Genomic DNA, 19,961 nt, shown 5'->3' on the forward strand with positions numbered 1-19,961 from the left:
AACAGCATGCGTGACGTGGTGGAGATCGGCCTCGGTAAGACCGCCCAGCGCGGCTACCACCTGGACGACGTCGCGATCGTGCCCAGCCGGCGCACCCGCGACGTGGACGACGTCTCGACGGCCTGGCAGCTCGACGCGTACCCGTTCACCATCCCGTGCATCGCGCACCCGTCCGACGCGACGATGAGCCCCGACTCGGCCGTCGCCCTCGGCAAGCTCGGCGGCCTCGGCGTGCTCAACGCCGAGGGCCTGTGGACCCGCTACGAGGACCCGACGAAGGTCCTCGAGGAGCTCGCCTCCCTCGACGAGGAGGCCGCGGCCACCCGCCGCCTCCAGGAGATCTACTCCGAGCCCATCAAGCCCGAGCTGATCGCCGACCGGGTGCGGGTCATGCGCGCCGGCGGCGTCACCGTCGCGGTGCGCGTCTCCCCGCAGCACACCCTGGCGCTCGCTCCGGTCGTGCTCGACGCGGGCGTCGACCTGCTCGTCATCCAGGGCACCCTGGTCTCCGCCGAGCACGTGTCCACCACGGACGAGCCGCTGAACCTCAAGGAGTTCATCGCCGACCTCGACCTGCCGGTCATCGTCGGCGGCTGCACCGACTACAAGACGGCCCTGCACCTCATGCGCACCGGCGCCGCCGGCGTCATCGTGGGCATCGGCGCCGACGAGTGGTCCACCACCGACACCGTCCTCGGCATCCGCGTCCCCATGGCCACCGCCATCGCGGACGCCGCCGCGGCCCGCCGCGACTACCTCGACGAGACCGGCGGCCGCTACGTGCACCTCATCGCCGACGGCGGCGTCAGCACCTCCGGCGACATCGCCAAGTCCATCGCCTGCGGCGCCGACGCCGTCATGCTCGGCGAGCCCCTGTCGGCCGCCGAGGGCGCCCCGGGCGGCGGCGCGTGGTGGCACTCCGCCGCCTCCCACCCGAAGCTGCCCCGCGGCGGCTTCGGCGTCGCCGGCGACCCCATCGGCTCGCTCGAGACGCTGCTGTTCGGCCCCGCCGACGAGCCCGACGGCCAGCTCAACCTGTTCGGCGGCCTGCGGCGCGCGATGGCGAAGTGCGGCTACCGCGACGTCAAGGAGTTCCAGAAGGTCGGCCTGGTCCTCGACCACTGACGCGCAACGCAACCGGATTGCACCCGGGCGCCGCCCCGGCCGCACCCGGGCGTTCGAACGATGGAGGAACCCCACCAGAAGGAGTTCCCCCGTCGTGAATGTCCGTCGCACCGCCGTCGCCGTCGCCCTCGCCGTGTCCGTGGCCGTCCCGGTCGCCTCCGCCACGGCCGCGTTCGCCGCCAAGCCGTCCGCCAAGCCCTCCGTGTCCGCCCCCAAGAGCGTCAAGGCCGTGAAGCCGGCCAAGCCGACCAAGGCCCCGAAGCCGGTCCCGTTCTCGGCCGACGGTGTCGTCACCGCCGTCGACGCCGCCCGCGGTGTCGTCACCGTGCAGGTCAAGGGCGGCACCAAGGACGTCCGCCGGGCCGCCGTGGCGTTCCCCGTGACGTCCGCGACCCGGGTCACCCTCGACGGTGTCGCCGCGTCGCTGGGCGCCGTCAAGGCCGGTCAGCGGGTCCAGCTGAACGGCACCCGCCTCGGCACCACGTACTCGGTGAAGCAGTTCAAGGCCCGCAACCTGGCACCGACGACGCCGCCCACCACGCCGCCGACCACGCCGCCCACCACGGCCCCGGCCCCGGAGCCGACCGACGAGCCGACCGAGGCCCCCACCGAGGAGCCGACCGAGACCCCGACCGAGGAGCCGACCTCCGAGGTGTGATCCACCGCCGCCCGCCGCGTACTGTCGAGCGGTGCGGTTGACGAGACGGGGGGCGGTGGCCGGTGTGGCCGCCGCCGCCGTCGTCCTCGCCGGGGGCTGCACCTCCGGCGACGGCGAGGCCCCGCCCGAGCCCGCCCGGTCGTTCGCGCCCGGCGCCGCCGGGGCCGGCGACCCCTACTTCCCCGGGTACGGCAACGGCGGCTACGACGTCGCCTCGTACGACCTGAAGCTCGGCTACGACCCGGCCACCGACGAGCTGTCGGGCACGGCCACGGTCACCGCGACCGCCCTGGCCGACCTGTCGCAGTTCAACCTCGACCTGGCCGGCCTCGACGTCTCCCGCGTCACCATCAACGGGGTGGCCGGCTCGCGCACCCGCGCCGAGGGCAACGAGCTGATCGTGACCCCGCCGACCGGGCTGCCGAAGGACCGCGAGTTCGTCGCGGAGATCACGTACGCGGGCAAGCCCGGCCAGCTCGGCACCGCGGCCCTCGGGCAGGGCGGCTGGCTGCACACCGGCGACGGGGCCATCGCGCTCGGCGAACCCGAGTCGGCCAGCACGTGGTTCCCGGTGAACGACCACCCGTCCGACAAGGCGGCGTTCCGGCTGGAGATCACCGTGCCGGAGGGGCTGGAGGCGCTCAGCAACGGCGTGCCCGGCGAGCGCAGCACCGCCGGCGGCTCCACGACGTGGCGGTGGGAGGAGAAGACCCCCATGGCCCCGTACCTGGCGACCCTGGTCATCGGCCAGTACCGGGTGGAGACCGGCACCCACAAGGGCCGGCCCGTGGTCACGGCGATCCCCGAGTCGCTGCCCGCCGACGGCCCCGCCGCGCGGTCGATGGCCGAGACCACCCGCATCGCCGACCACCTGGAGACGGTGTTCGGGCCGTACCCCGTCGACGCGTACGGCGGCGTCGTCGTCACCGACCAGCGCATCTCGTACGCGCTGGAGACCCAGTCGCGGCCCGTGTACGGCAACACGTTCTTCCGCGGCGGCGAAAACCTGTCCGTGGTGGCGCACGAGCTGGCGCACCAGTGGTTCGGCGACAGCGTCTCCGTGCGGCAGTGGAAGGACATCTGGCTCAACGAGGGCTTCGCCACGTACGCGGAGTGGCTGTGGTCCGAGCACGAGGGCGAGGCGACGGCGCAGCAGCGGTTCACCGACACCTACGCCGGCTTCGACTGGTCGGTGCCGACCGGCGACCCGGGCCAGGCCAACCTGTTCGGCCCGGCCGTCTACCAGCGTGGCGGCATGACGGTGCACGCGCTGCGGCGCACCGTCGGCGACGAGGACTTCTTCGCGATCCTCAAGGCGTGGACGGCGGAGAAGCGCAACGGCAACGCCGCCACCGCCGAGTTCGTGACGCTCGCCGAGCGGGTGTCCGGGGAGTCGCTGCGCACGATGTTCGACGCGTGGCTGTTCGGCACCACGGCGCCGCCCGTCCCGCGCTAGCCGTGCCGCAGGCCGGGGTTGGCGCGCAGGTGCGCCGCCCCGTCGCCCGCGGCCGCCGCCTTCAGGAACGCCGTCCCGGCCGGTTTCAGCTGCTCGCCGCGGTAGCCGCCGTTGCGGATCACGGACGCGCCCGGCAACGACACCAGCGTCAGCGCCTGCGGCGTGAGGTTGCGCAGGGCGTACGCGTAGTCCACCGCCGTGTTGCGCCCGCCCTCGAACAGCACCGTCTCCCGCAGGGCCGCCAGCACGTCCGCGAGCCGCTCCGGGCTGGCCGGGATGCCGTCGGCGGCCGCCTTCGCCAGCAGCGCCGCGATGATCTGCCGCTGGTGCCGCTGCCGGGTGTAGTCGCCGCCGGCCGTGTACCGCTGCCGCGCGTAGTCGATGGCCTGCCACCCCACCATGCGCCGCCGCCCCGGCTCGTACACCATCTGCGGCCCCAGGTAGCCGCCCCCGCCGGCCCGCAGCGTGCGCATCTTGCCGTCCGGCCGCCGGTGCTGCGACACCACCCGCTGGTCGACGGTCACCTCGATCCCGCCGACGGCGTCCGTCAGCCGGCTCAGCCCGGCGAACGTCAGCGCCGCCCCGGCGTCGAACCGCCGCAGCCCGGTGTAGCGCAGCACCGCCTTCTCCAGCAGCTCGAACCCCTGCGCCGCGTCGGGCCGGTTGCCGCCCGGCCGCCGGCTGCCCCGGCTCATCGCCTCCGTCAGCTTCAGCCGCCCGCCGCCGAACCCCGCCGCCGGGAACGCCGGCACGTCCACGAGCAGGTCCCGCGGCAACGAGTACAGGTAGCCCGACGTCAGCCCCTCGTCGACGTGCAGCACCATGACGGCGTCGGCGTGCGGCTGCCAGTCCGGCACGCTGACCCGCGTGTCCAGCCCCACGATGAGGATGTCGAGCGGCCCGGCGACGTTCGCCCCGGGCGACGGGCTCGGCGTGGCGGCCGCCTCGGTCGGCGCGGCGGACACGTCCGGCGGCGCCCCGGCGGGCGCCCCGGCCCGATCCGGCACGAGCAGCGCGACGGCCACCCCGGCGACCAGCGCCACCACCGCCACCACGGCGGCGACGAGAACCGCCCGCCGGCTCACCCGCATCAGTCGCGCCACCCCTCGATCGTGATCGCCCATCGTCACCCCGGACATCGGGGCACGGCAATGCCCCCGGCCCGGAATCTGTGACCGGGGCGATGCCAGAACCGGGCAGCGAGGCATGGCGATGCACCGATAGGGTGAGCGCCGCGAGCGGGCCATGGGGGGTCCGTCGCGCAACGGGGAGGCACTGCCCACATGCGTTCCATCACGCGGCGTTCGCTGGCCGCCGCACTCGGTCTCATCGTCACGGGCGGCGGCGTGGCGTTCGCCCGCAGCGCGTCCGCCGAGCAGGCGCCCGAGCCGATCCGCGCCACCGGCTGGGCCACGGAGGCGCCCGACGGTCCCGCGTCGCTGATCGTCCGGCTCAAGGACGGGGTGGCGAGCACGGCGTCGCTGCAGCGCCTGGAGCGGGTCGCCGACGCCGACGTCGCCGAGCGGTCGGACGCCCTGGACGCGTTCACCGTCGAGGTGCCGGCGGGGGAGATCGACGCCACGGCCGCCGCGCTGCGCCGCGACCCGGCGGTCGCGTACGTCGAGCTCGACCACCCCCTGTGGGCCTCCGACGTCTACCCCAACGACCCCGAGTTCTACCGCCAGTGGGGCGCGCGCACGATGCGGTACCCGGCCGCCTGGGAGGCCACCAGCGGCTCCTCCTCGGTGACGGTCGCCGTCATCGACACGGGCGTCAACGCCGGGCCGGAGCTCGCCGGCGCGATGGTGCCGGGCTACGACACCTACAGCAACGACAGCAACCCCGCCGACACCCACCTCATGGAGGGCGGCATCAGCCACGGCACGACCGTCGCCCACCAGATCGGCGCGGGCGGCAACGAGGGCATCGGCGGCGCGGGCGGCTGCTGGACCTGCCGGATCATGCCGGTCAAGGTGCTGGGCCCCGGCGGCCGCGGCAGCAACTTCACGGTCGCCGAGGGCATCCGCTGGGCCGTCGACCACGGCGCAGACGTCATCAACCTGTCCCTCGGCGGTCCCGAGCACACGGACTACCTGCAGGAGCAGATCGCCTACGCGATCGATCGCGGCATCCCGGTCGTCGCGGCCGCCGGCAACGAGGGCACCACCCAGCGCCAGTACCCGGCCGCCTACCCCGGCGTGATCTCGGTGGCGGCGTCGGACGAGAACGAGCGCCGGTTCGCCTTCTCGACCTACGGCTCCTGGGTCACGGTCGCCGCGCCCGGCTCCGTCCAGGTGCAGCGTTCCGACAAGGCCTGGACGGCCATCTACGGCACGTCGTTCGCGTCGCCCCTGGTGGCCGGCGTGGTGGCCCTCGGCCGGTCGCGCAGCCCCGAGGCGACGCCCGCCCAGCTCACCCAGGCCCTCACGAGCACGACCGTCGCGGTGCCCGGCCGCTACGTCGCCACCGGCCGCGTCGACGCGGCGGCCGCGGTGACCGCCCTGCCCGAGACGGTGTCCTCCACCCTCTCGGCGCGGGTGCAGTCGCCCGCCGGGTCGACGCCCGTCCGCGGCAACGTCGGCATCCGCGTCGTCGCCGACAGCCGCATCCGCTCCCTCGCGGGCGCGCCGGGCTTCGAGTCCGTCGCCGCCGACACCGCGGCGCCGTTCGTGCTCACGTACCCGAGCGGGTCGTTCAGCGGCAAGGTCACCGTCAAGCTGCTGGCCACCGACGACGCGGGCGCCACGGCCACCGTCGACGTGCCGCTCACGATCGACAACGTCGTCCCGGTGATCACCGGCACCAGCCCGGCGGCCAAGTCGAAGCGGCGCGGCGTCGTCACCGTCACCGCGTCGGGCGTCGCCGACTCCGGCGGCGCCGGCATCCGCGAGCTCGCGCTCTACGCCGACGGCAAGTACGTCGGCAAGGACACCACCGCGCCCTACTCGGTGAAGTACAACACCGGCAAGCTCAACAAGACCGTCGCCCTGCAGTGGCGGGTGTTCGACCGGGCCGGCAACTCCACCACCTTCAACCGCGCGTTCTACGCCGACAACGTCGGGCCGTCCGTGGCGATCAAGAGCGGGCCGAAGAACGGCGCGAAGGTCAAGGGCACCGTCAAGGTGGTGGCGACGGCGAGCGACAAGTACGGCGTCGACCGGGTCGAGCTGGTGATCAACGGCAAGAAGGTGGCCACCGACAAGGCAGCGCCGCACACGTTCTCGATCAACACGAAGAAGTACGGCAAGAAGATCAAGGTCCAGGTCCGGGCGTACGACGCCGCCGGCAACGTCCGGTACGCGACCACCCGCACCTGGAAGCGCTGACCCGTCCGGAAACCCGTCCGGCGGCGCGTGGTGACGCGTGCCCGCCGGGCGGCGTCCGGCGTGAAACCGGATCGCACCCGAAGGGATCCGTCCGTGCACCGCGCCGTGCCGACCCTGTAATCCGGCGCCCGAGTCCCGGGCAGCCGGAACCGGGGGGAGACGGCGATGGGCGGCGCGACGCGGCGGCACGGTTGGGGTGCGGTCGTCCCGCTCGTGGTGGGGCTGCTGGTGACCGGCGTGGGCGTCCCGGCCCGGGCCGCCGAGCCGGTGCCCGTTCCCGCGCCCGGCGGTTTCGCCGCGGCCCAGCCGGCCTACGGTGACGCGACGTACACCCCGGACTCCACGGGCCTCGACGCCGACGAGGGCGGGCTGACCGAGGCGCAGGCTGCCGCGGCCGTCGCCACGGCCGCCGACCAGGCCGACGGCGCCCCCGTGTCGCTGATCGTCGGCCTCACCGACGACGCCACCGACCAGGCCGGCGCGAGCGACCGGGCCGACCGGGCCCAGGTGGCCGACTCCGCCGCCGCGCCCGTCGAGCGGGCCGAGGACGAGACCGGTGTCGCCGTGTCCGTCCCCGAGCCGGTCGCCGGCATCGGCGCCGTCACCGTCGACGTGCCCGCCGCCGGGGCGGTCGAGGCCGCCGCCGCGCTGCGCGCCGACCCCGCCGTCGCCTACGTCGAGCCGGACCACGTGGCGGGCACCGACGACGTGTCCGTCAACGACCCGTACCGCAACAGCCAGTGGGGGCTCGACCGCACCCGGGTGCCGGCGGCGTGGTCGGTGACGCGGGGCTCCGGTGAGGTGGTGGTGGCCGTCGTGGACACCGGCGTGTCGAAGGTGTCCGAGCTGAGCGGGCGGGTGCTCGCGGGCTACGACTTCGTCAACAACGACAGCAACCCGGCCGACGACAACGGCCACGGCACGCAGGTCGCCACGGTCATCACCGGCGCCCCGAACAACGGCGCCGGGTCGGCGGGCGTGTGCTGGTACTGCCGCATCCTGCCGGTGAAGGCGCTCGGCGCGAACGGGTCCGGGTCGTACAGCGCGATCGCGAAGTCGATCACGTGGGCGGCGGACCGCCGCGCCGACATCATCAACCTGTCGCTGGGCGGCGACATGGCGAGCCAGGCGCTGACGGAGGCGGTGGCGTACGCGAACGCGCGCGGCTCGCTGGTCGTCGCCGCCGCCGGCAACGACGGCAGCTCGGCGCTGCACTACCCGGCCGCCACGGCGGGGACGCTGTCGGTGGGCGCCTCGATGAGCGACGACCGGCGGTACCCGTGGTCGAACTACGGCGCCTCCTGGGTCGACGTGGCCGCGCCCGGCTGCAACCTGGCGCAGACGCACCAGTCGAAGGTGGCGTGGTTCTGCGGGACGTCGTCGGCGACGCCGTTCGTGGCGGGGCTGGCGGCGCTGGCCCGGTCGCTGGACCCGGAGCCGACGGCGACGCAGATCCGCAACCTGCTGACCGCGACGGCGGTCCCGGTGGCGGGCGGCTGGGTGGGGCAGGGCCGGGTGGACGCCCGCGAGGCGCTGACGCTGTCGGCGTGGACCAACGGCGTGGCGGCGGGGCAGTCGGTGCGCGGCACGTTCACCGTGCAGCCCTGGTACGCCGACGGCCTGGCCGTGACGAAGGTGGTCGCGGCGATCGACGGCACGGACCGGTCGGTGGACACGGTGGCGCCGTGGTCGCTGGCGGTCGACACGCAGGGGTACGAGGGGCCGGCGACGCTGACGCTGACCGCGTACAACGGCACCACCCCGGTGGGGCAGCCGATCAGCACGGCGATCGTGGTGGACAACAGCATCCCGACGGTGGCGTTCGCGTCGCCGGCGACGGGCGTGCGGGTGGGCCGCACGGTGTCGGTGGCGGCGCACGCGGCGGACTCGGTGCGGGTGGCGCGGGTGGAGCTGGTGGCGGGCGGCCGGGTGGTGGCGCGCGACTACGCGGCCCCGTACGTGCTGCGCTGGGCGTCGTCCGGGTCGGGTGTGACGACGCTGGCGCTGCGGGTGGTGGACAGTGCGGGCAACGCCGCGGCCGCGTACCGGCGGGTGACGCTCGACAACGCGGGCCCGGCGGCGTCGTTCGTGTCGGGACCGCGGTCGAACTCGCGGGTGAAGTCGTCGGTGCGGGTGCGCGTGGCCGCCGGCGACCCGGCGGGCGTGGCGCGGGTGCAGCTGCTCGTCAACGGCCGGGTGGCGGGCACGGCGACGGGTGCGAAGGGCGCGTTCACCGTGAAGACGGCACAGTACGGGCGGACCCTGAAGGTGAAGGTCCGGGCGTACGACCGGCTCGGCAACGTGCGCTCCTCGGCGACCCGCACCTGGAGGCGGTGACCGCGGGGGCCGCCGGTAGGCTGGCGGCCCATGAGCACTCCGCGTCCCGTCCTGGTTGTCGACTTCGGGGCCCAGTACGCCCAGCTGATCGCGCGGCGCGTCCGCGAGGCGCGGGTGTACTCGGAGATCGTGCCGCACTCGATGCCGGTCGCCGAGATGCTGGCGAAGAACCCGGCCGCGGTGATCCTGAGCGGCGGCCCGTCGAGTGTGTACGAGCCGGGCGCCCCGGTGCTCGACGCGGGCCTGTTCGACAGCGACGTCCCGGTCTTCGGCATCTGCTACGGCTTCCAGGCGATGGCCCAGGCGCTCGGCGGCACGGTGGCGCACACCGGCGCGCGGGAGTACGGGCGTACCCCGCTGACCCCGGCCGGCGGCACCCTGCTGCGTGACCTGCCCGCGGACCTGCCGGTGTGGATGTCGCACGGCGACAGCGTGGTGGCGGCCCCGGAGGGCTTCGCGGTGACGGCGGCGTCGCCGGGCGCGCCGGTGGCGGCGTTCGAGAGCGCGGCCACGCGCCGGGCGGGCGTGCAGTTCCACCCCGAGGTGGCGCACACGACGCAGGGCCAGGCGATGCTGGAGCGGTTCCTGTACGACATCGCGGGCATCGAGCCGACCTGGACCCCGACGAACATCATCGACGACCAGGTGGCGACGATCCGCGCCCAGGTCGGCGACAAGCAGGTGATCTGCGGGCTGTCCGGCGGCGTCGACTCGGCGGTGGCGGCGGCGCTGGTGCACAAGGCGGTGGGCGACCAGCTGACCTGCGTCTTCGTCGACCACGGCCTGCTGCGCGCGGGCGAGGCCGAGCAGGTCGAGAAGGACTACGTGGCGTCGACGGGCATCCGGCTCAAGGTGGTAGAGGCGGAGGAGCGGTTCCTGGGGGCGCTGAAGGGCGTCGAGGACCCGGAGCAGAAGCGCAAGATCATCGGCCGGGAGTTCATCCGGGTCTTCGAGGCGGCGGCCCGCGAGGTCGACGCCGAGCGCAACGTCGAGTTCCTCGTGCAGGGCACGCTGTACCCGGACGTGGTCGAGTCCGGCGGCGGCACCGGCACCGCGAACATCAAGAGCCACCACAACGTGGGCGGGCTCCCCGACGACCTGCAGTTCTCGCTGGTCGAGCCGCTGCGCACGCTGTTCAAGGACGAGGTGCGCGCGCTGGGCGCCGAGCTGGGCCTGCCGGCGGAGATCGTCCAGCGGCACCCGTTCCCCGGTCCGGGCCTGGCGATCCGCATCATCGGCGCGGTCGACCGGCACCGCCTGGACGTGCTGCGCGCGGCCGACCTGATCGCCCGCGAGGAGCTGACGGCGGCCGGCCTGGACGGCGACGTGTGGCAGTTCCCGGTGGTGCTGCTCGCGGACGTGCGCAGCGTCGGCGTGCAGGGCGACGGCCGCACCTACGGGCACCCCGTGGTGCTGCGCCCGGTCTCCAGCGAGGACGCCATGACGGCCGACTGGTCGCGCCTGCCGTACGACGTGGTCGCGAAGATCTCGACGCGCATCACCAACGAGGTGCCCGAGGTCAACCGCGTGGTGCTCGACGTGACGAGCAAGCCCCCGGGCACGATCGAGTGGGAGTGATCAGGCCGTAGGCCACGCGGGGGCGTCGGCCGGCTCCTCGGGCATCAGGAACCACATCACCGGGTACGCGAGCAGCGCCAGCCCGCCGGTGAGCACGGCGGCGACGGCGAACAGCACGCGCACGAGGGTCGGGTCCACGGTGAAGTAGCGACCCAGCCCGCTGCACACCCCGCCGATCATGCGGTCGGTGGTGGGGCGGCGGAGCTGGCGGTACGGGGCGGTGGGCTGTGTCATGCCTCCACGGTGCGCCGTCGCGACCCCGGCCGGCATCGGTGGCCGCCCCGATCGTGACCCTGAATCGGGGCCCGCAGGGGGTGTCCCAAACGTCTGACTCTTCCGCTCACGCCCCGTCACTGACCGTCTGCCCTGAGTGCGGAAATGCTCCCTGAACAGCGGTTACTTGGCGTCATCGTCCTGTCAGGAATCCGACAGACGATTCTTGGAGGTAACATAATCCGGTCATACTTCCGCCCTGTGACCCCCGCGCTGGAACCCCTCCGCAGGATCGCGGCGTACGCCGTGACGACCGACGACGAAGGCCGCGTCCTTCTGGTCCGCGCCTCCCCGCGGTCCGGCACCCCCGGTGTCTGGTCCCTGCCGGGCGGCGCGGTCGACCACGGCGAGGACCCGAACCACACCGTGGTCCGCGAGACCGCCGCCGAGACCGGCCTGTCCGTGGCCGTCTCCGGGCTGCGCGACGTCCTCGCCGACATGCGCTCGCTGCCGCAGCGCGGCGTCACCATCCACACCGACCGCCTGGTGTACGAGGTGACCGTCCGCGGCGGCACCCTGTGCGACCGCATCGGTCAGCCCACCGACCTGGCCCGCTGGCACACCCTGGCCGAGGCGGAGACGCTGCGCCTGCGGCCGTTCACCGCGGCCGCGCTCGGGCTCCCCGCCGCCTCCGCCGACCTGCGGCCGGAGGAGGTCCCCGACTTCCCGTCCTTCTACGCCTACGAGGGCCCGGACGGCCTGCACCGCGCCCAGCGCTTCGCCGCGTACGCCATCGCCACCGACCCGGCCGGGCGCGTCCTGCTCACCCGCGTCGCGGCCGGCTACCCCGGCGCCGGGTGCTGGCACCTGCCCGGCGGCGGCACCGACTACGGCGAGCAGCCCGGCACCGCGCTCATCCGCGAGCTGGTCGAGGAGACCGGCCAGCACGGGCGCCTGCTCGACCTGCTGGGCGTCGCCAGCCACCGGGACGCGGCCTCGCTGGGCCCCGAGGGCTACCCGATCGACTGGCACGGCGTGCGCGCCTTCTACCGGGTGGCCGTCGACCACCCGGCCCCGGTCGTCGTCGGCGACGTGGGCGGCTCGACGTCGGAGGCCCGCTGGTTCTCCCACGAGGACCTCGCCACCCTCAAGCCCGACGAGCTGACCGAGGTCACGGCCGAGGCCCTGCACGCGGCCAAGCTCTGACCGCCCCGGCACGGCCCGCCGCGCCGACCCGGCCCGCGCCGCCTCGGGCGACCGCGGCCAGGCCGACCGCGGCCGCGCGGCCGGGCGCGGCATGATCGGGCGTCCCGGTGGCTGCCGTAAGGTCGGCCGCGATGGCTGACACCACGGAGACCACCCTGCGGCGCACCCGCCGGATCGGCGTCTACGGCGTCTGCCGCGACGCGGGCGGCCGGGTGCTGCTCGCCCGCGGGTCGGCGCGGTCGGCGTTCCCCGGCTGGTGGTCGCTGCCCGGCGGCGGCCTCGACCAGGGCGAGGCGCCCGCCGACGGCGTCATGCGCGAGTTCCGCGAGGAGACCGGCCTGGCCGTCGGGGTCGGCCAGCTGATGGCGGCGCTCGCCGACGTGTGCCGGCTGCCCGGGGCCCTCGAGCACGCCGACCGCCTGGTCTACGAGGTGACCGTGACGGGCGGCGCGCTCACCGACGAACCGGACGGCACCACCGACCGGGCCGCCTGGTTCGCGCCGGACGAGCTGGCCGACCTGCCGATGCTGCCGTTCACGGCCGACGTCATCGGCGCCGGTGTCGCCGGGCCGCCCGGCGCCTGGCCGAGCTCGGCCGAGCTGGCCGCCGAACCCGGTGCCGCCGAGCCCGGGCCGCGCGCCGCCGGCTCCGCCGCCACGCCGCACGCCGTCCCCCCGGTCGCCCGGGGCCAGCGCTTCGGGGCGTACGGGCTGGTCACCGACCCGGCCGGCCGGATCCTGCTCACCCTCATCGCGCCCGGCTACCCCGGCGCCGGCCGGTGGCACCTGCCCGGCGGCGGCACCGACCACGGCGAACGCCCCGAGGTCGGGCTGCTGCGCGAGCTGCACGAGGAGGCCGGCCAGCTCGGCCGGGTCACCGGCCTGCTGGCCGCCGCGCACCGCCACGACCCGGCCGCGGTGGGCCCCGAGGGTCACCCGATCGATTGGCACGTGGTCCGCGTTCTGTTCAGAGTTGTCGTCGACGTGCCGACAGAACCAGTGGTGACGGAAGCGGCCGGCGGATCGACCCGGGACGCGCGCTGGTTCACCGCGGACGAGCTGGCGGAGACCCCGCTGACGGACGCGGCGCACTGGGCGGTGCCCTGGTGGCATGCCGGATCATCGGTTCAGTGATTCGCATGGATCGGCGCGGGTACGCTGAGGTCGAAGGCCGCCGGCGCCGACGCGAACGCCGGATTAAAGCGGGCCCGCCCGCGGTTCACTACATCTGAAGGTCCACCACGCCGGGTCTCGCCAAGAGCGTCCCGCTGTGCGAAGGTATATCCCGCCCAAACTCGGACGTCACAATCCGTGACAGCCGACATCCAGCCAGTACCGCGCGACAGCGATGGAGGAGCAGTGCCGAGAGCCCCTTGGCGCAGGCAGCGATCGACGGACAGCCGCCCCGGTGGTCGTCGCTGGGCCGGCCGACTGCGCCGCTCCGGCTCGATCGCCCGGCAGGCGCTCACGGTCCGTGTCGGCCGCCGCCGCACCGAGTCCGGCCGCGCCGCCACGGCGGTGCGCTCGGAGGTGCTGTACACGGGTTCCGAACTGCTCGCGCCGCGCCCGGCGATCGAGGGCCGCCTGGTCGGTCCCGCGATCGAGCCGCCGCCCGCGCTGCGCGCCCCTGGCGCCGTCGTCGAGGAGTCGGGCCCGTCCCTGCTGCCCGGTGAGCACACCGTGGCGCGGCGGGTCAGCTTCGCCGTCGTCAACGGGTGCACGCTGGCCAGCCTCGGCCTCGGCATGCTCGCCATCTTCCTGGCCATGCGCGGCGACGTCCGGCTCGCGGCCGCGTTCCTCGTCGCCTGCGTGATCTTCGACGGGCTCGACGGCGCGCTCGCCCGCAAGCTGGGCGTGTCCAGCCCGTTCGGCGCCCAGATGGACTCGCTGGCCGACATGTGCTCGTTCGGCCTGGCCGCGCCGGTCGTCGTGTACGCGTCGGTGGCCGGCACGGTGCCCACCGGCGCCGCCGCCGTCGCCTGCGGCCTCGTCGCCGCCTGCGCGATGATCCGCCTGGCCCGCTTCAACGTCTCGCCGAAGGACGGCCGCTTCTTCTGCGGCGTGCCCACCACCATGGCCGCCGCCGTGCTCGCGCTGTCGGTCGTCATCGGCCTGCCGGTGCCCGGCCTGGTGCTGCTCGGCGGGGTCGCCCTGCTGGCCGTCGCCATGGTGTCGAGCTTCCCGTACGCCAAGCTCGCCCGGCTGGTGAAGATGCCGCCGTGGCTGTGGCTGGTGCCGCTGGTGGGCGCGTTCGCCGACTGGCGCCTGACCTTCGTGCTGCTCGTCGCGGCGTACCTGGCCAGCGGCCCGGTGCTCTGGCTGCGCAGCCGCCGCACCGCCTGATCCGTCGTCCGGCCCGAGGCCGCGTTCCCCGTCACCAGGGGGCCGCGGCCTCGCCCGTTTGCGGGGGCGGAACGGCCGAGGCCGCGCCCTCGGCTGGGGACGCGGCCTCGGCGGAACCGGTGGGTCAGAGCCAGCGGGCGATGACCGACGCGCCGCCGACCACCTTGTCGCCGGGGGCGACGAGCGCCTCGGCCCGGTCGGCCGGCAGGTAGACGTCGGTGCGGCTGCCGAACCGGATCAGCCCGAAGCGCTCACCGCGGGCCAGCAGGGCGCCGACGGGGGCGCGCTGCACGATCCGGCGGGCGATCAGGCCGGTGCGCTGGGCGACGACGACGGTGCCGTGCGCGGTGTCCAGCACGGTGTACGCGGCGACGTTGTGCTCCGCGCCCGGCTTCATGGCGTTGACGTAGCCGCCGTCGACGACGAAGTGGTCGGCGACCCGGCCCGCGACCGGGGTGCGGTTGACGTGCACGTCGAACACGGACAGGAACACGGCGATCCGCAGGAACTCGCCGTCGCCGAAGCGCTCGTCGCGCAGCCGCTCGACGGACAGCACCTTGCCGTCGCTGGCGGCCACGACCGCGTCGGGCTCCATCGGGACGTCCCGCTCGGGGTCGCGGAAGAACGCGGCCACCGGGGCGGTCAGCAGGGCCGGGACCAGCCACAGCCGGGACTTCGGGCGCACCGCCTTGGCCAGCGCGGCCAGGCCGAGCGTGATGCCGGCGGCGGCCACGCCGTTGGAGTCGATGTGCATGGCGGGGGTCAGCCGCACGCTCGACGGCCGGTGGGCGGGGGACAGGTTCTCCGCCGCCGCGGCCGGGGCTGCCGTGAACCGCAGGTGGTGCACCCGCACGGGCGGGGCGTTGCGCACGACCAGGTCGGTGCCGACGCCGAACATGGCGCCCTGCCGGAACAGCTCGGTGGCCGCGCCGGAGCCCAGCCCGGGCACCGCGGCGGTGGCGACCGACAGCACGGCGCCCTCGGTCAGGTACTTGGTGAGGCCGTCGAGCGTGGCGCGCGCCTCGTCGGCGGTGCCGGCCAGGGCCTCGCCCAGCACGACGATGTCGGCCGGGTCGGCCTCGCCGAGCGACTCGACGACGCGCACCCGCTCGGCCACCCAGCTGCCCTGGGCGGCGACGTGCCGGCGCAGGTCACCGACGCCAGTGCCGGCGTCCGGCACGAGGGTGAGCCGGTCGCCCGGCAGCAGCGCCTCGACCGCGGCGGCCAGCACCGCCGAGCCCGGCGTGGCGCCGACGAGCAGCGCGTTGCGGGCGTCGTTGTGCCGGGCCAGCTCGGTGGTGAGCGTGCGCGCGGCGCGCGGGCCGAGCGGGACGGAACCGTCCGTCGGGAACTGTGTCATCTCGTCCGGGCTCCTCGGGAGAATGTGCGGGCCAGGAAACGGCGCCGGCCGGTGGCGGGAGTCCGCCACCGGCCAGCTTAAGGCCCGGTGCGTGCGGTCAGGGACGCGCGTCGCCGTCGGCTCGCCGGTCGGCGGCCCGATCGGCGGGCACCGGCTCGTCGTCGACCCGCGACCGCGGGTCCGTCATCAGCTCGCGGACGATGTCGGCGTGCATCTCCGGCGGCAGCCCCAGGTCGGGCTCCACCGCCGCCTCGGCCCGCACGGGCGGCTGCACCGCGTCGCGCCGGCTGGACCGCAGCGCGCTCAGCAGGCCGACCAGGCCGAACAGCAGCAGGCCGCCCGCGACCAGCCAGCCCACGGCGGGCAGGTCGATCGTCACGAACCGCGTCACGGCCCAGAAGGCCACCACGGCCAGGAAGATCAGGCCGAAGCTCAGGGACACCCCGTCGGTGCGGTGCGGCCTCATCGGGTCACCTCCACGTTGCCGGCGTTCAGGGACAGGTTGAGGCGCAGGGCGCCGCCGCCCGGACCGTCCCCGCCGTTGTCGATGATCTCGCTGACGCTGCGGGTGTCGCCGAACTTCCACCGCTGGCCGAACACCTGCGCGTCGCCGGCGTCCATGTCGACGCTCGCGGTGACGTCGACGTTCGGCGGCACCCGCACGATCAGCTTGCCGAGGTGCATCTCCGCGGCGATCTCCAACTGCTGGCCCGTCGCGAACGGCACGGAGCGCAGGTCGAGGGTCGCCGTCCCGAACGGGTACGAGTACCGGTCGGCCACGCTGGCCTGGTCCTGCGGGGTCCAGGTGATGGTGCCGCCGCGCAGGCCGCGCCACGACTCGGCGAGCGTCGCCGGGATCATCAGCACGGACAGGACGATGCCGAGCGCGATGAGCCCGCGGGCCCGGCCGAACCAGGCGCCCACCAGCAGCCCGGCGCCGACCACGAACAGCACCGCCGCGAGGTAGCCGGCGACCGGCACGGCGGCCGCGCCGCTGACGTCGACGGCGACGAGCGCGCCGATCGCCATGACGGCCACGAAGAACGTGAGCCGGCCCAGCACCGAGCGCTCCTTCGGCGGCTTCGGCGGCCTGGTGGGCCGCAGCGGCGGGGGCGGCGCGGCGGGCCCGGGCGGGTAGCCCCCCTGCGCCCCCGCGTACGGGCCGTGCGGGGCGAACGGGGGCCGGTACCCGGTGGCCCCGGGCGGCGGCGGCCCGGGCGGCAGCGGGCCCGTGGGCGGCGCGGGCGGCATGGGCGGCACGGGCGGCACGGGCGGCACGGGCGGCAGCGGGGCCGTCGGCGGCTCGGCGGCGTCGCGGTACGGGTCCACGGGCTCGGTCACCCCGGGCCGGTGCCCGGCGGCCGCGGCGGCCGTGGCCGCGGTGAACGCCGGCGGCGGGGGCGGCGGTGCGCCCGGGTCGCCGGCCGGGAAAGCGCCGGGGGCGGCGGGGGCGGCCGGGTCCGCGACCGGCGGCGCGGCGGGCGGCGGCGGGCCGAACCCGGCGGCCGTGCCGGCGGGGACGCCCGCCTGCGCGTTGGCGTTGCGGCGCAGCAGGAACGCGGCGCCCACCAGGATCGCCCCGGCGAGCAGCGCGGCCCGGAAGCCGTCGCGGACGATGAACGCGAACGTCATCGCGGTCAGCACGCCGAGCAGCACCACCACGACCGGCTGCATCCGGGAGCGGCCCTTGCCGAGCAGCGACTCGGCCGGCGACGCGCTGTCGCCCTCGGCCGGGATGAACAGCCAGCCGACCAGGTAGAGCAGGACGCCGGTGCCGCCGAAGAAGCCGAGGACGGCCAGGATGACCCGCCACAGCACCGGGTCGGTGTTGGTGGCGCGGCCGATCGCGGCGCAGACGCCGGCGACGTAGCGGCCCTGGTTCGGGCGGATCAGCTGCTCGCGGGCGAAGCCGGTGGCGCCGCCCCAGCCCGCGAACGGTCCGCCGGGGCCGAACGGGCCGCCGGTGGGGCCGCCGGTGGGGCCGCCCTTGTGCGCGTACCCGCTGTCGAAGGTGGGGCCGGCGCCCGGCGGCGGCGGACCGGCCGGGCCGGGGGGCGGGCCCGGCGGCGGGCCGAGCGGGCCGGCCGGTCCCGGCGGGGGCGGCGGGGGCGGCGGGCCGGGCTGCGGCGGCGGGGGCGGGGGCGGCGGGAAGCCGGACGAGTCCGCCGGGTCGTCAGCCGGCGGGGGAGCGGCGGCCGGTCCGCGGGACTCGGCAGGGTTGTCCGTCATGCCTCGATCCTGACCGCCGGGCGACCCGACGGACCTCAGGCGGCGACCCTGACGCAACCCTGATATCGGCGGTCCGCGCCGATCGGGGACGTCCCCGTGGTCCGCGGGCCCCCCGGCGTGTGACGATCGAACGGTCACGGAAGGAGCCCGCCATCAGCATCGACACCCAGCCCCGCCGCCTGCACCGGGTGCGCGACCACCGGTACGTCGCCGGCGTCGCGTCCGGGCTCGCGCTCCACCTGGGCGTGCCGGTGGTCGCGATCCGGGTGGCGTTCGTGGTGCTGCTCGGCTTCAACGGCCTCGGGCTGCTCCTCTACTCCGCGTTCTGGGCGGTGCTGCCCGCCCAGCACCCCGGCGCCGGCCCGGCCGCCGGCCCGCCGCGCCGCCGCGACCTCGCCGAGCTGCTGCCGTTCGTGGCGATCGGCCTCGGCGCGATCCTGGTGCAGGTGCTGCTGGGCTCCGGCTCGGTGGCCGGCACCGCCGGCTGGCTCGTCGCGGTGATCGCGGTCGGCGCGGGCGTCATCTGGCACCAGTCCGACCCGGCCCGCCGCCAGCAGTGGAGCGAGACCGTCCCGCAGGTGCCGTGGCTGGGCGCGGTGGTGGCGGAGAACGACCGGCGCACGTTCCTGCTGCGCTTCATCGGCGGCGGCATCCTGGTCAGCGTCGGCATCATCGGCGTCGTGGCCGTGTACGCCCCGAGCGGCGACTCGGCCGCCGTCCTCAACGGCGTCATCTTCGCGCTCATCGGCCTGGTCGGCGTCGCCGTGGTGGCCGCCCCGGTGCTGTGGCGCATGTTCAGCCAGCTGCGCACCGAGCGCGAGGGCCGCATCCGCGAGCAGGAGCGCGCCGAGATCGCCGCGATGGTGCACGACGAGGTGCTGCACACCCTGGCCCTCATCCAGCGCAACGCCGCCGACGTCAAGACGGTGCAGCGGCTCGCCCGCGGCCAGGAGCGCACCCTGCGCAACTGGCTGTACCGGCCGACCGCGTCGCCCACGGAGCGCTTCGGCGCCGCGCTGGAGCACGTGGCCGCCGAGGTGGAGGACATGTACGGCATCACCGTCGAGACGGTCGTCGTGGGCGACGCGGAGACCGGCGACAAGGTCGTCGCGCTCGTCGCCGCGGCCCGCGAGGCGCTGGTGAACGCCGCCCGCCACGCCGGGGTGCAGACGGTGTCCCTCTACGCTGAGGTGGAGGACGAGCAGCTGAGCGTCTTCGTCCGCGACCGCGGCGCCGGGTTCGACCCGGACACGATCGACGACCACCGGCACGGTGTACGCGGCTCGATCATCGGCCGGATGCAGCGGCACGGCGGTCGCGCCGAGATCCGCAGCACCCCGGGCGAGGGCACCGAGGTCCGGCTCATGATGGCGGTCGCGCGCGAGAGCGTCGGGGCCGGGAAGGACGGCGCGCGATGACCGACTCCACGACCGGCGAAGCCCCCCGCACCCTGCGGGTGTTCCTGGTGGACGACCACGCCATGTTCCGCGCGGGGGTCCGCGCCGAGCTGGGCCGGCACGTCGACGTGGTCGGCGAGGCCAGCACCGTCGCCGAGGCGGTGAGCCGGATCGCCGCCGCCCTGCCCGACGTCGTCCTGCTGGACGTGCACATGCCCGACGGCGGCGGCCGGGCCGTGCTGGAGTCGATGCGGCGCACCCACCCCGACGTGAAGTTCCTGGCGCTGTCGGTGTCGGACGCCGCCGAGGACGTGATCGGGCTGATCCGGGCCGGCGCGCGCGGCTACGTCACGAAGACCATCTCGCCGGACGAGCTGGCCGCGGCGATCCGCCGGGTGGCCGACGGCGACGCGGTGTTCAGCCCCCGGCTGGCCGGGTTCGTGCTGGACGCGTTCGCCGCCCGCCCGGACGTGCCGGTGGCCGACCCGGAGCTGGACCAGCTCACCAACCGGGAGCGCGAGGTGCTGCGGCTGCTGGCGCGCGGATACGCGTACAAGGAGATCGCCCGGGAACTGTTCATCTCGATCAAGACGGTCGAGACCCATGTGTCGAATGTCCTCCGGAAACTTCAGATGTCTAATCGGTACGAATTGTCCCGGTGGGCCGCGGATCGGCGACTCGTCTGACCTGCCCTTTCACGCAGCTCGATGCGATTCGGGCTGGGGCCCGTGTGA

The 19,961-nt window shown here is 75.1% G+C and carries 15 protein-coding genes and 1 pseudogene; 10 read left to right on the forward strand and 6 right to left on the reverse strand.

Translation table 11 applies throughout. The annotated features are described in order from the left end of the window. The first annotated feature begins 6 nt into the window (after window positions 1-6). Window positions 7-1,125 (forward strand): GuaB3 family IMP dehydrogenase-related protein, encoded by a 1,119-nt coding sequence (locus Sya03_RS17875; protein ID WP_203939443.1) that lies wholly within the window; start codon window positions 7-9, stop codon window positions 1,123-1,125. A gap of 444 nt (window positions 1,126-1,569) precedes the next feature. Here Sya03_RS17875 and Sya03_RS31990 read toward each other — a convergent pair whose 3' ends face one another. Continuing rightward, window positions 1,570-1,788, reverse strand: coding sequence for a YMGG-like glycine zipper-containing protein (locus tag Sya03_RS31990; protein WP_503167682.1), 219 nt, complete (start codon window positions 1,786-1,788; stop codon window positions 1,570-1,572). Between the two features lie 26 nt (window positions 1,789-1,814). Here Sya03_RS31990 and Sya03_RS17885 point away from each other — a divergent pair, with 26 nt between their 5' ends. Further along, complete coding sequence (locus Sya03_RS17885; RefSeq protein ID WP_370871952.1) at window positions 1,815-3,239, forward strand: M1 family metallopeptidase; 1,425 nt, start codon at window positions 1,815-1,817, stop codon at window positions 3,237-3,239. Here Sya03_RS17885 and Sya03_RS17890 read toward each other — a convergent pair. Next, complete coding sequence (locus tag Sya03_RS17890) at window positions 3,236-4,342, reverse strand: LCP family protein (RefSeq protein WP_239107631.1); 1,107 nt, start codon at window positions 4,340-4,342, stop codon at window positions 3,236-3,238. The two genes, Sya03_RS17885 and Sya03_RS17890, sit on opposite strands and share 4 nt — an antisense overlap. Window positions 4,343-4,522: 180 nt before the next feature. On the opposite strand from Sya03_RS17890, the gene Sya03_RS17895 reads away from it, so the two are divergent. From Sya03_RS17895 to guaA, 3 genes are all read left to right on the forward strand, one after another. Next, window positions 4,523-6,565, forward strand: coding sequence for a S8 family serine peptidase (locus Sya03_RS17895; protein WP_203939445.1), 2,043 nt, complete (start codon window positions 4,523-4,525; stop codon window positions 6,563-6,565). A 165-nt stretch (window positions 6,566-6,730) separates the two neighbouring features. Next, entirely contained in the window at window positions 6,731-8,902 is a 2,172-nt protein-coding gene (locus Sya03_RS17900) for a S8 family serine peptidase (RefSeq protein WP_203939446.1), read from the forward strand. A gap of 30 nt (window positions 8,903-8,932) precedes the next feature. After that, a complete protein-coding gene (gene guaA, locus Sya03_RS17905; RefSeq protein WP_203939447.1) occupies window positions 8,933-10,480 on the forward strand; it encodes a glutamine-hydrolyzing GMP synthase in 1,548 nt (515 codons plus the stop codon). 9 nt (window positions 10,481-10,489) lie between these two features. Here the strand turns inward: guaA and Sya03_RS17910 are convergent. Beyond that, window positions 10,490-10,750, reverse strand: a pseudogene (locus Sya03_RS17910) (PspC domain-containing protein); the annotation flags it as partial. A gap of 204 nt (window positions 10,751-10,954) precedes the next feature. Between Sya03_RS17910 and Sya03_RS17915 the strand changes: the two are divergent. From Sya03_RS17915 to Sya03_RS17925, 3 genes are all read left to right on the forward strand, one after another. Next, window positions 10,955-11,899, forward strand: coding sequence for an NUDIX domain-containing protein (locus tag Sya03_RS17915; protein WP_203939449.1), 945 nt, complete (start codon window positions 10,955-10,957; stop codon window positions 11,897-11,899). 131 nt (window positions 11,900-12,030) lie between these two features. After that, a complete protein-coding gene (locus tag Sya03_RS17920) occupies window positions 12,031-13,032 on the forward strand; it encodes an NUDIX hydrolase (RefSeq protein WP_203939450.1) in 1,002 nt (333 codons plus the stop codon). Window positions 13,033-13,257: 225 nt separating this feature from the next. Beyond that, a complete protein-coding gene (locus Sya03_RS17925) occupies window positions 13,258-14,241 on the forward strand; it encodes a CDP-alcohol phosphatidyltransferase family protein (RefSeq protein ID WP_370871953.1) in 984 nt (327 codons plus the stop codon). A 124-nt stretch (window positions 14,242-14,365) separates the two neighbouring features. On the opposite strand, the gene Sya03_RS17930 is transcribed toward Sya03_RS17925, so the two are convergent. The 3 genes from Sya03_RS17930 to Sya03_RS17940 form a co-directional block, all read right to left on the reverse strand. Continuing rightward, a complete protein-coding gene (locus Sya03_RS17930) occupies window positions 14,366-15,601 on the reverse strand; it encodes a phosphatidylserine decarboxylase (RefSeq protein ID WP_203939451.1) in 1,236 nt (411 codons plus the stop codon). 97 nt (window positions 15,602-15,698) lie between these two features. Continuing rightward, window positions 15,699-16,067 carry a hypothetical protein gene (locus Sya03_RS17935; RefSeq protein WP_239107632.1) on the reverse strand — a complete coding sequence of 123 codons (369 nt, stop codon included), beginning with the start codon at window positions 16,065-16,067 and terminating at the stop codon, window positions 15,699-15,701. Then, window positions 16,064-17,830 carry a PspC domain-containing protein gene (locus tag Sya03_RS17940; protein WP_203939452.1) on the reverse strand — a complete coding sequence of 589 codons (1,767 nt, stop codon included), beginning with the start codon at window positions 17,828-17,830 and terminating at the stop codon, window positions 16,064-16,066. Before Sya03_RS17940 ends, Sya03_RS17935 begins: the two co-directional genes overlap by 4 nt. Before the next feature lie 125 nt (window positions 17,831-17,955). Here Sya03_RS17940 and Sya03_RS17945 point away from each other — a divergent pair, with 125 nt between their 5' ends. After that, the gene (locus Sya03_RS17945; RefSeq protein WP_239107665.1) at window positions 17,956-19,248 is read left to right on the forward strand and encodes an ATP-binding protein; all 1,293 of its coding nucleotides are present in this window, start codon (window positions 17,956-17,958) and stop codon (window positions 19,246-19,248) included. Continuing rightward, window positions 19,245-19,913: a response regulator gene (locus tag Sya03_RS17950; protein ID WP_203939453.1), complete on the forward strand. Its 669-nt coding sequence runs from the start codon at window positions 19,245-19,247 to the stop codon at window positions 19,911-19,913. Before Sya03_RS17945 ends, Sya03_RS17950 begins: the two co-directional genes overlap by 4 nt. Window positions 19,914-19,961 lie beyond the last annotated feature (48 nt).

It is taken from the genome of Spirilliplanes yamanashiensis, from assembly GCF_016863475.1.
GTDB classification, from domain to species: Bacteria; Actinomycetota; Actinomycetes; order Mycobacteriales; family Micromonosporaceae; genus Spirilliplanes; species Spirilliplanes yamanashiensis.

Excerpts from the sequence above, each read along its gene's own strand:
- guaA (WP_203939447.1), top strand. The coding sequence starts at position 8,933 with ATGAGCACTCCGCGTCCCGTCCTGGTTGTCGACTTCGGGGCCCAGTAC.
- Sya03_RS17940 (WP_203939452.1), bottom strand. The coding sequence starts at position 17,830 with ATGACGGACAACCCTGCCGAGTCCCGCGGACCGGCCGCCGCTCCCCCG.
- Sya03_RS17895 (WP_203939445.1), top strand. The coding sequence starts at position 4,523 with ATGCGTTCCATCACGCGGCGTTCGCTGGCCGCCGCACTCGGTCTCATC.
- Sya03_RS17950 (WP_203939453.1), top strand. The coding sequence starts at position 19,245 with ATGACCGACTCCACGACCGGCGAAGCCCCCCGCACCCTGCGGGTGTTC.
- Sya03_RS17875 (WP_203939443.1), top strand. The coding sequence starts at position 7 with ATGCGTGACGTGGTGGAGATCGGCCTCGGTAAGACCGCCCAGCGCGGC.
- Sya03_RS17935 (WP_239107632.1), bottom strand. The coding sequence starts at position 16,067 with ATGAGGCCGCACCGCACCGACGGGGTGTCCCTGAGCTTCGGCCTGATC.
- Sya03_RS17920 (WP_203939450.1), top strand. The coding sequence starts at position 12,031 with ATGGCTGACACCACGGAGACCACCCTGCGGCGCACCCGCCGGATCGGC.
- Sya03_RS17900 (WP_203939446.1), top strand. The coding sequence starts at position 6,731 with ATGGGCGGCGCGACGCGGCGGCACGGTTGGGGTGCGGTCGTCCCGCTC.
- Sya03_RS17930 (WP_203939451.1), bottom strand. The coding sequence starts at position 15,601 with ATGACACAGTTCCCGACGGACGGTTCCGTCCCGCTCGGCCCGCGCGCC.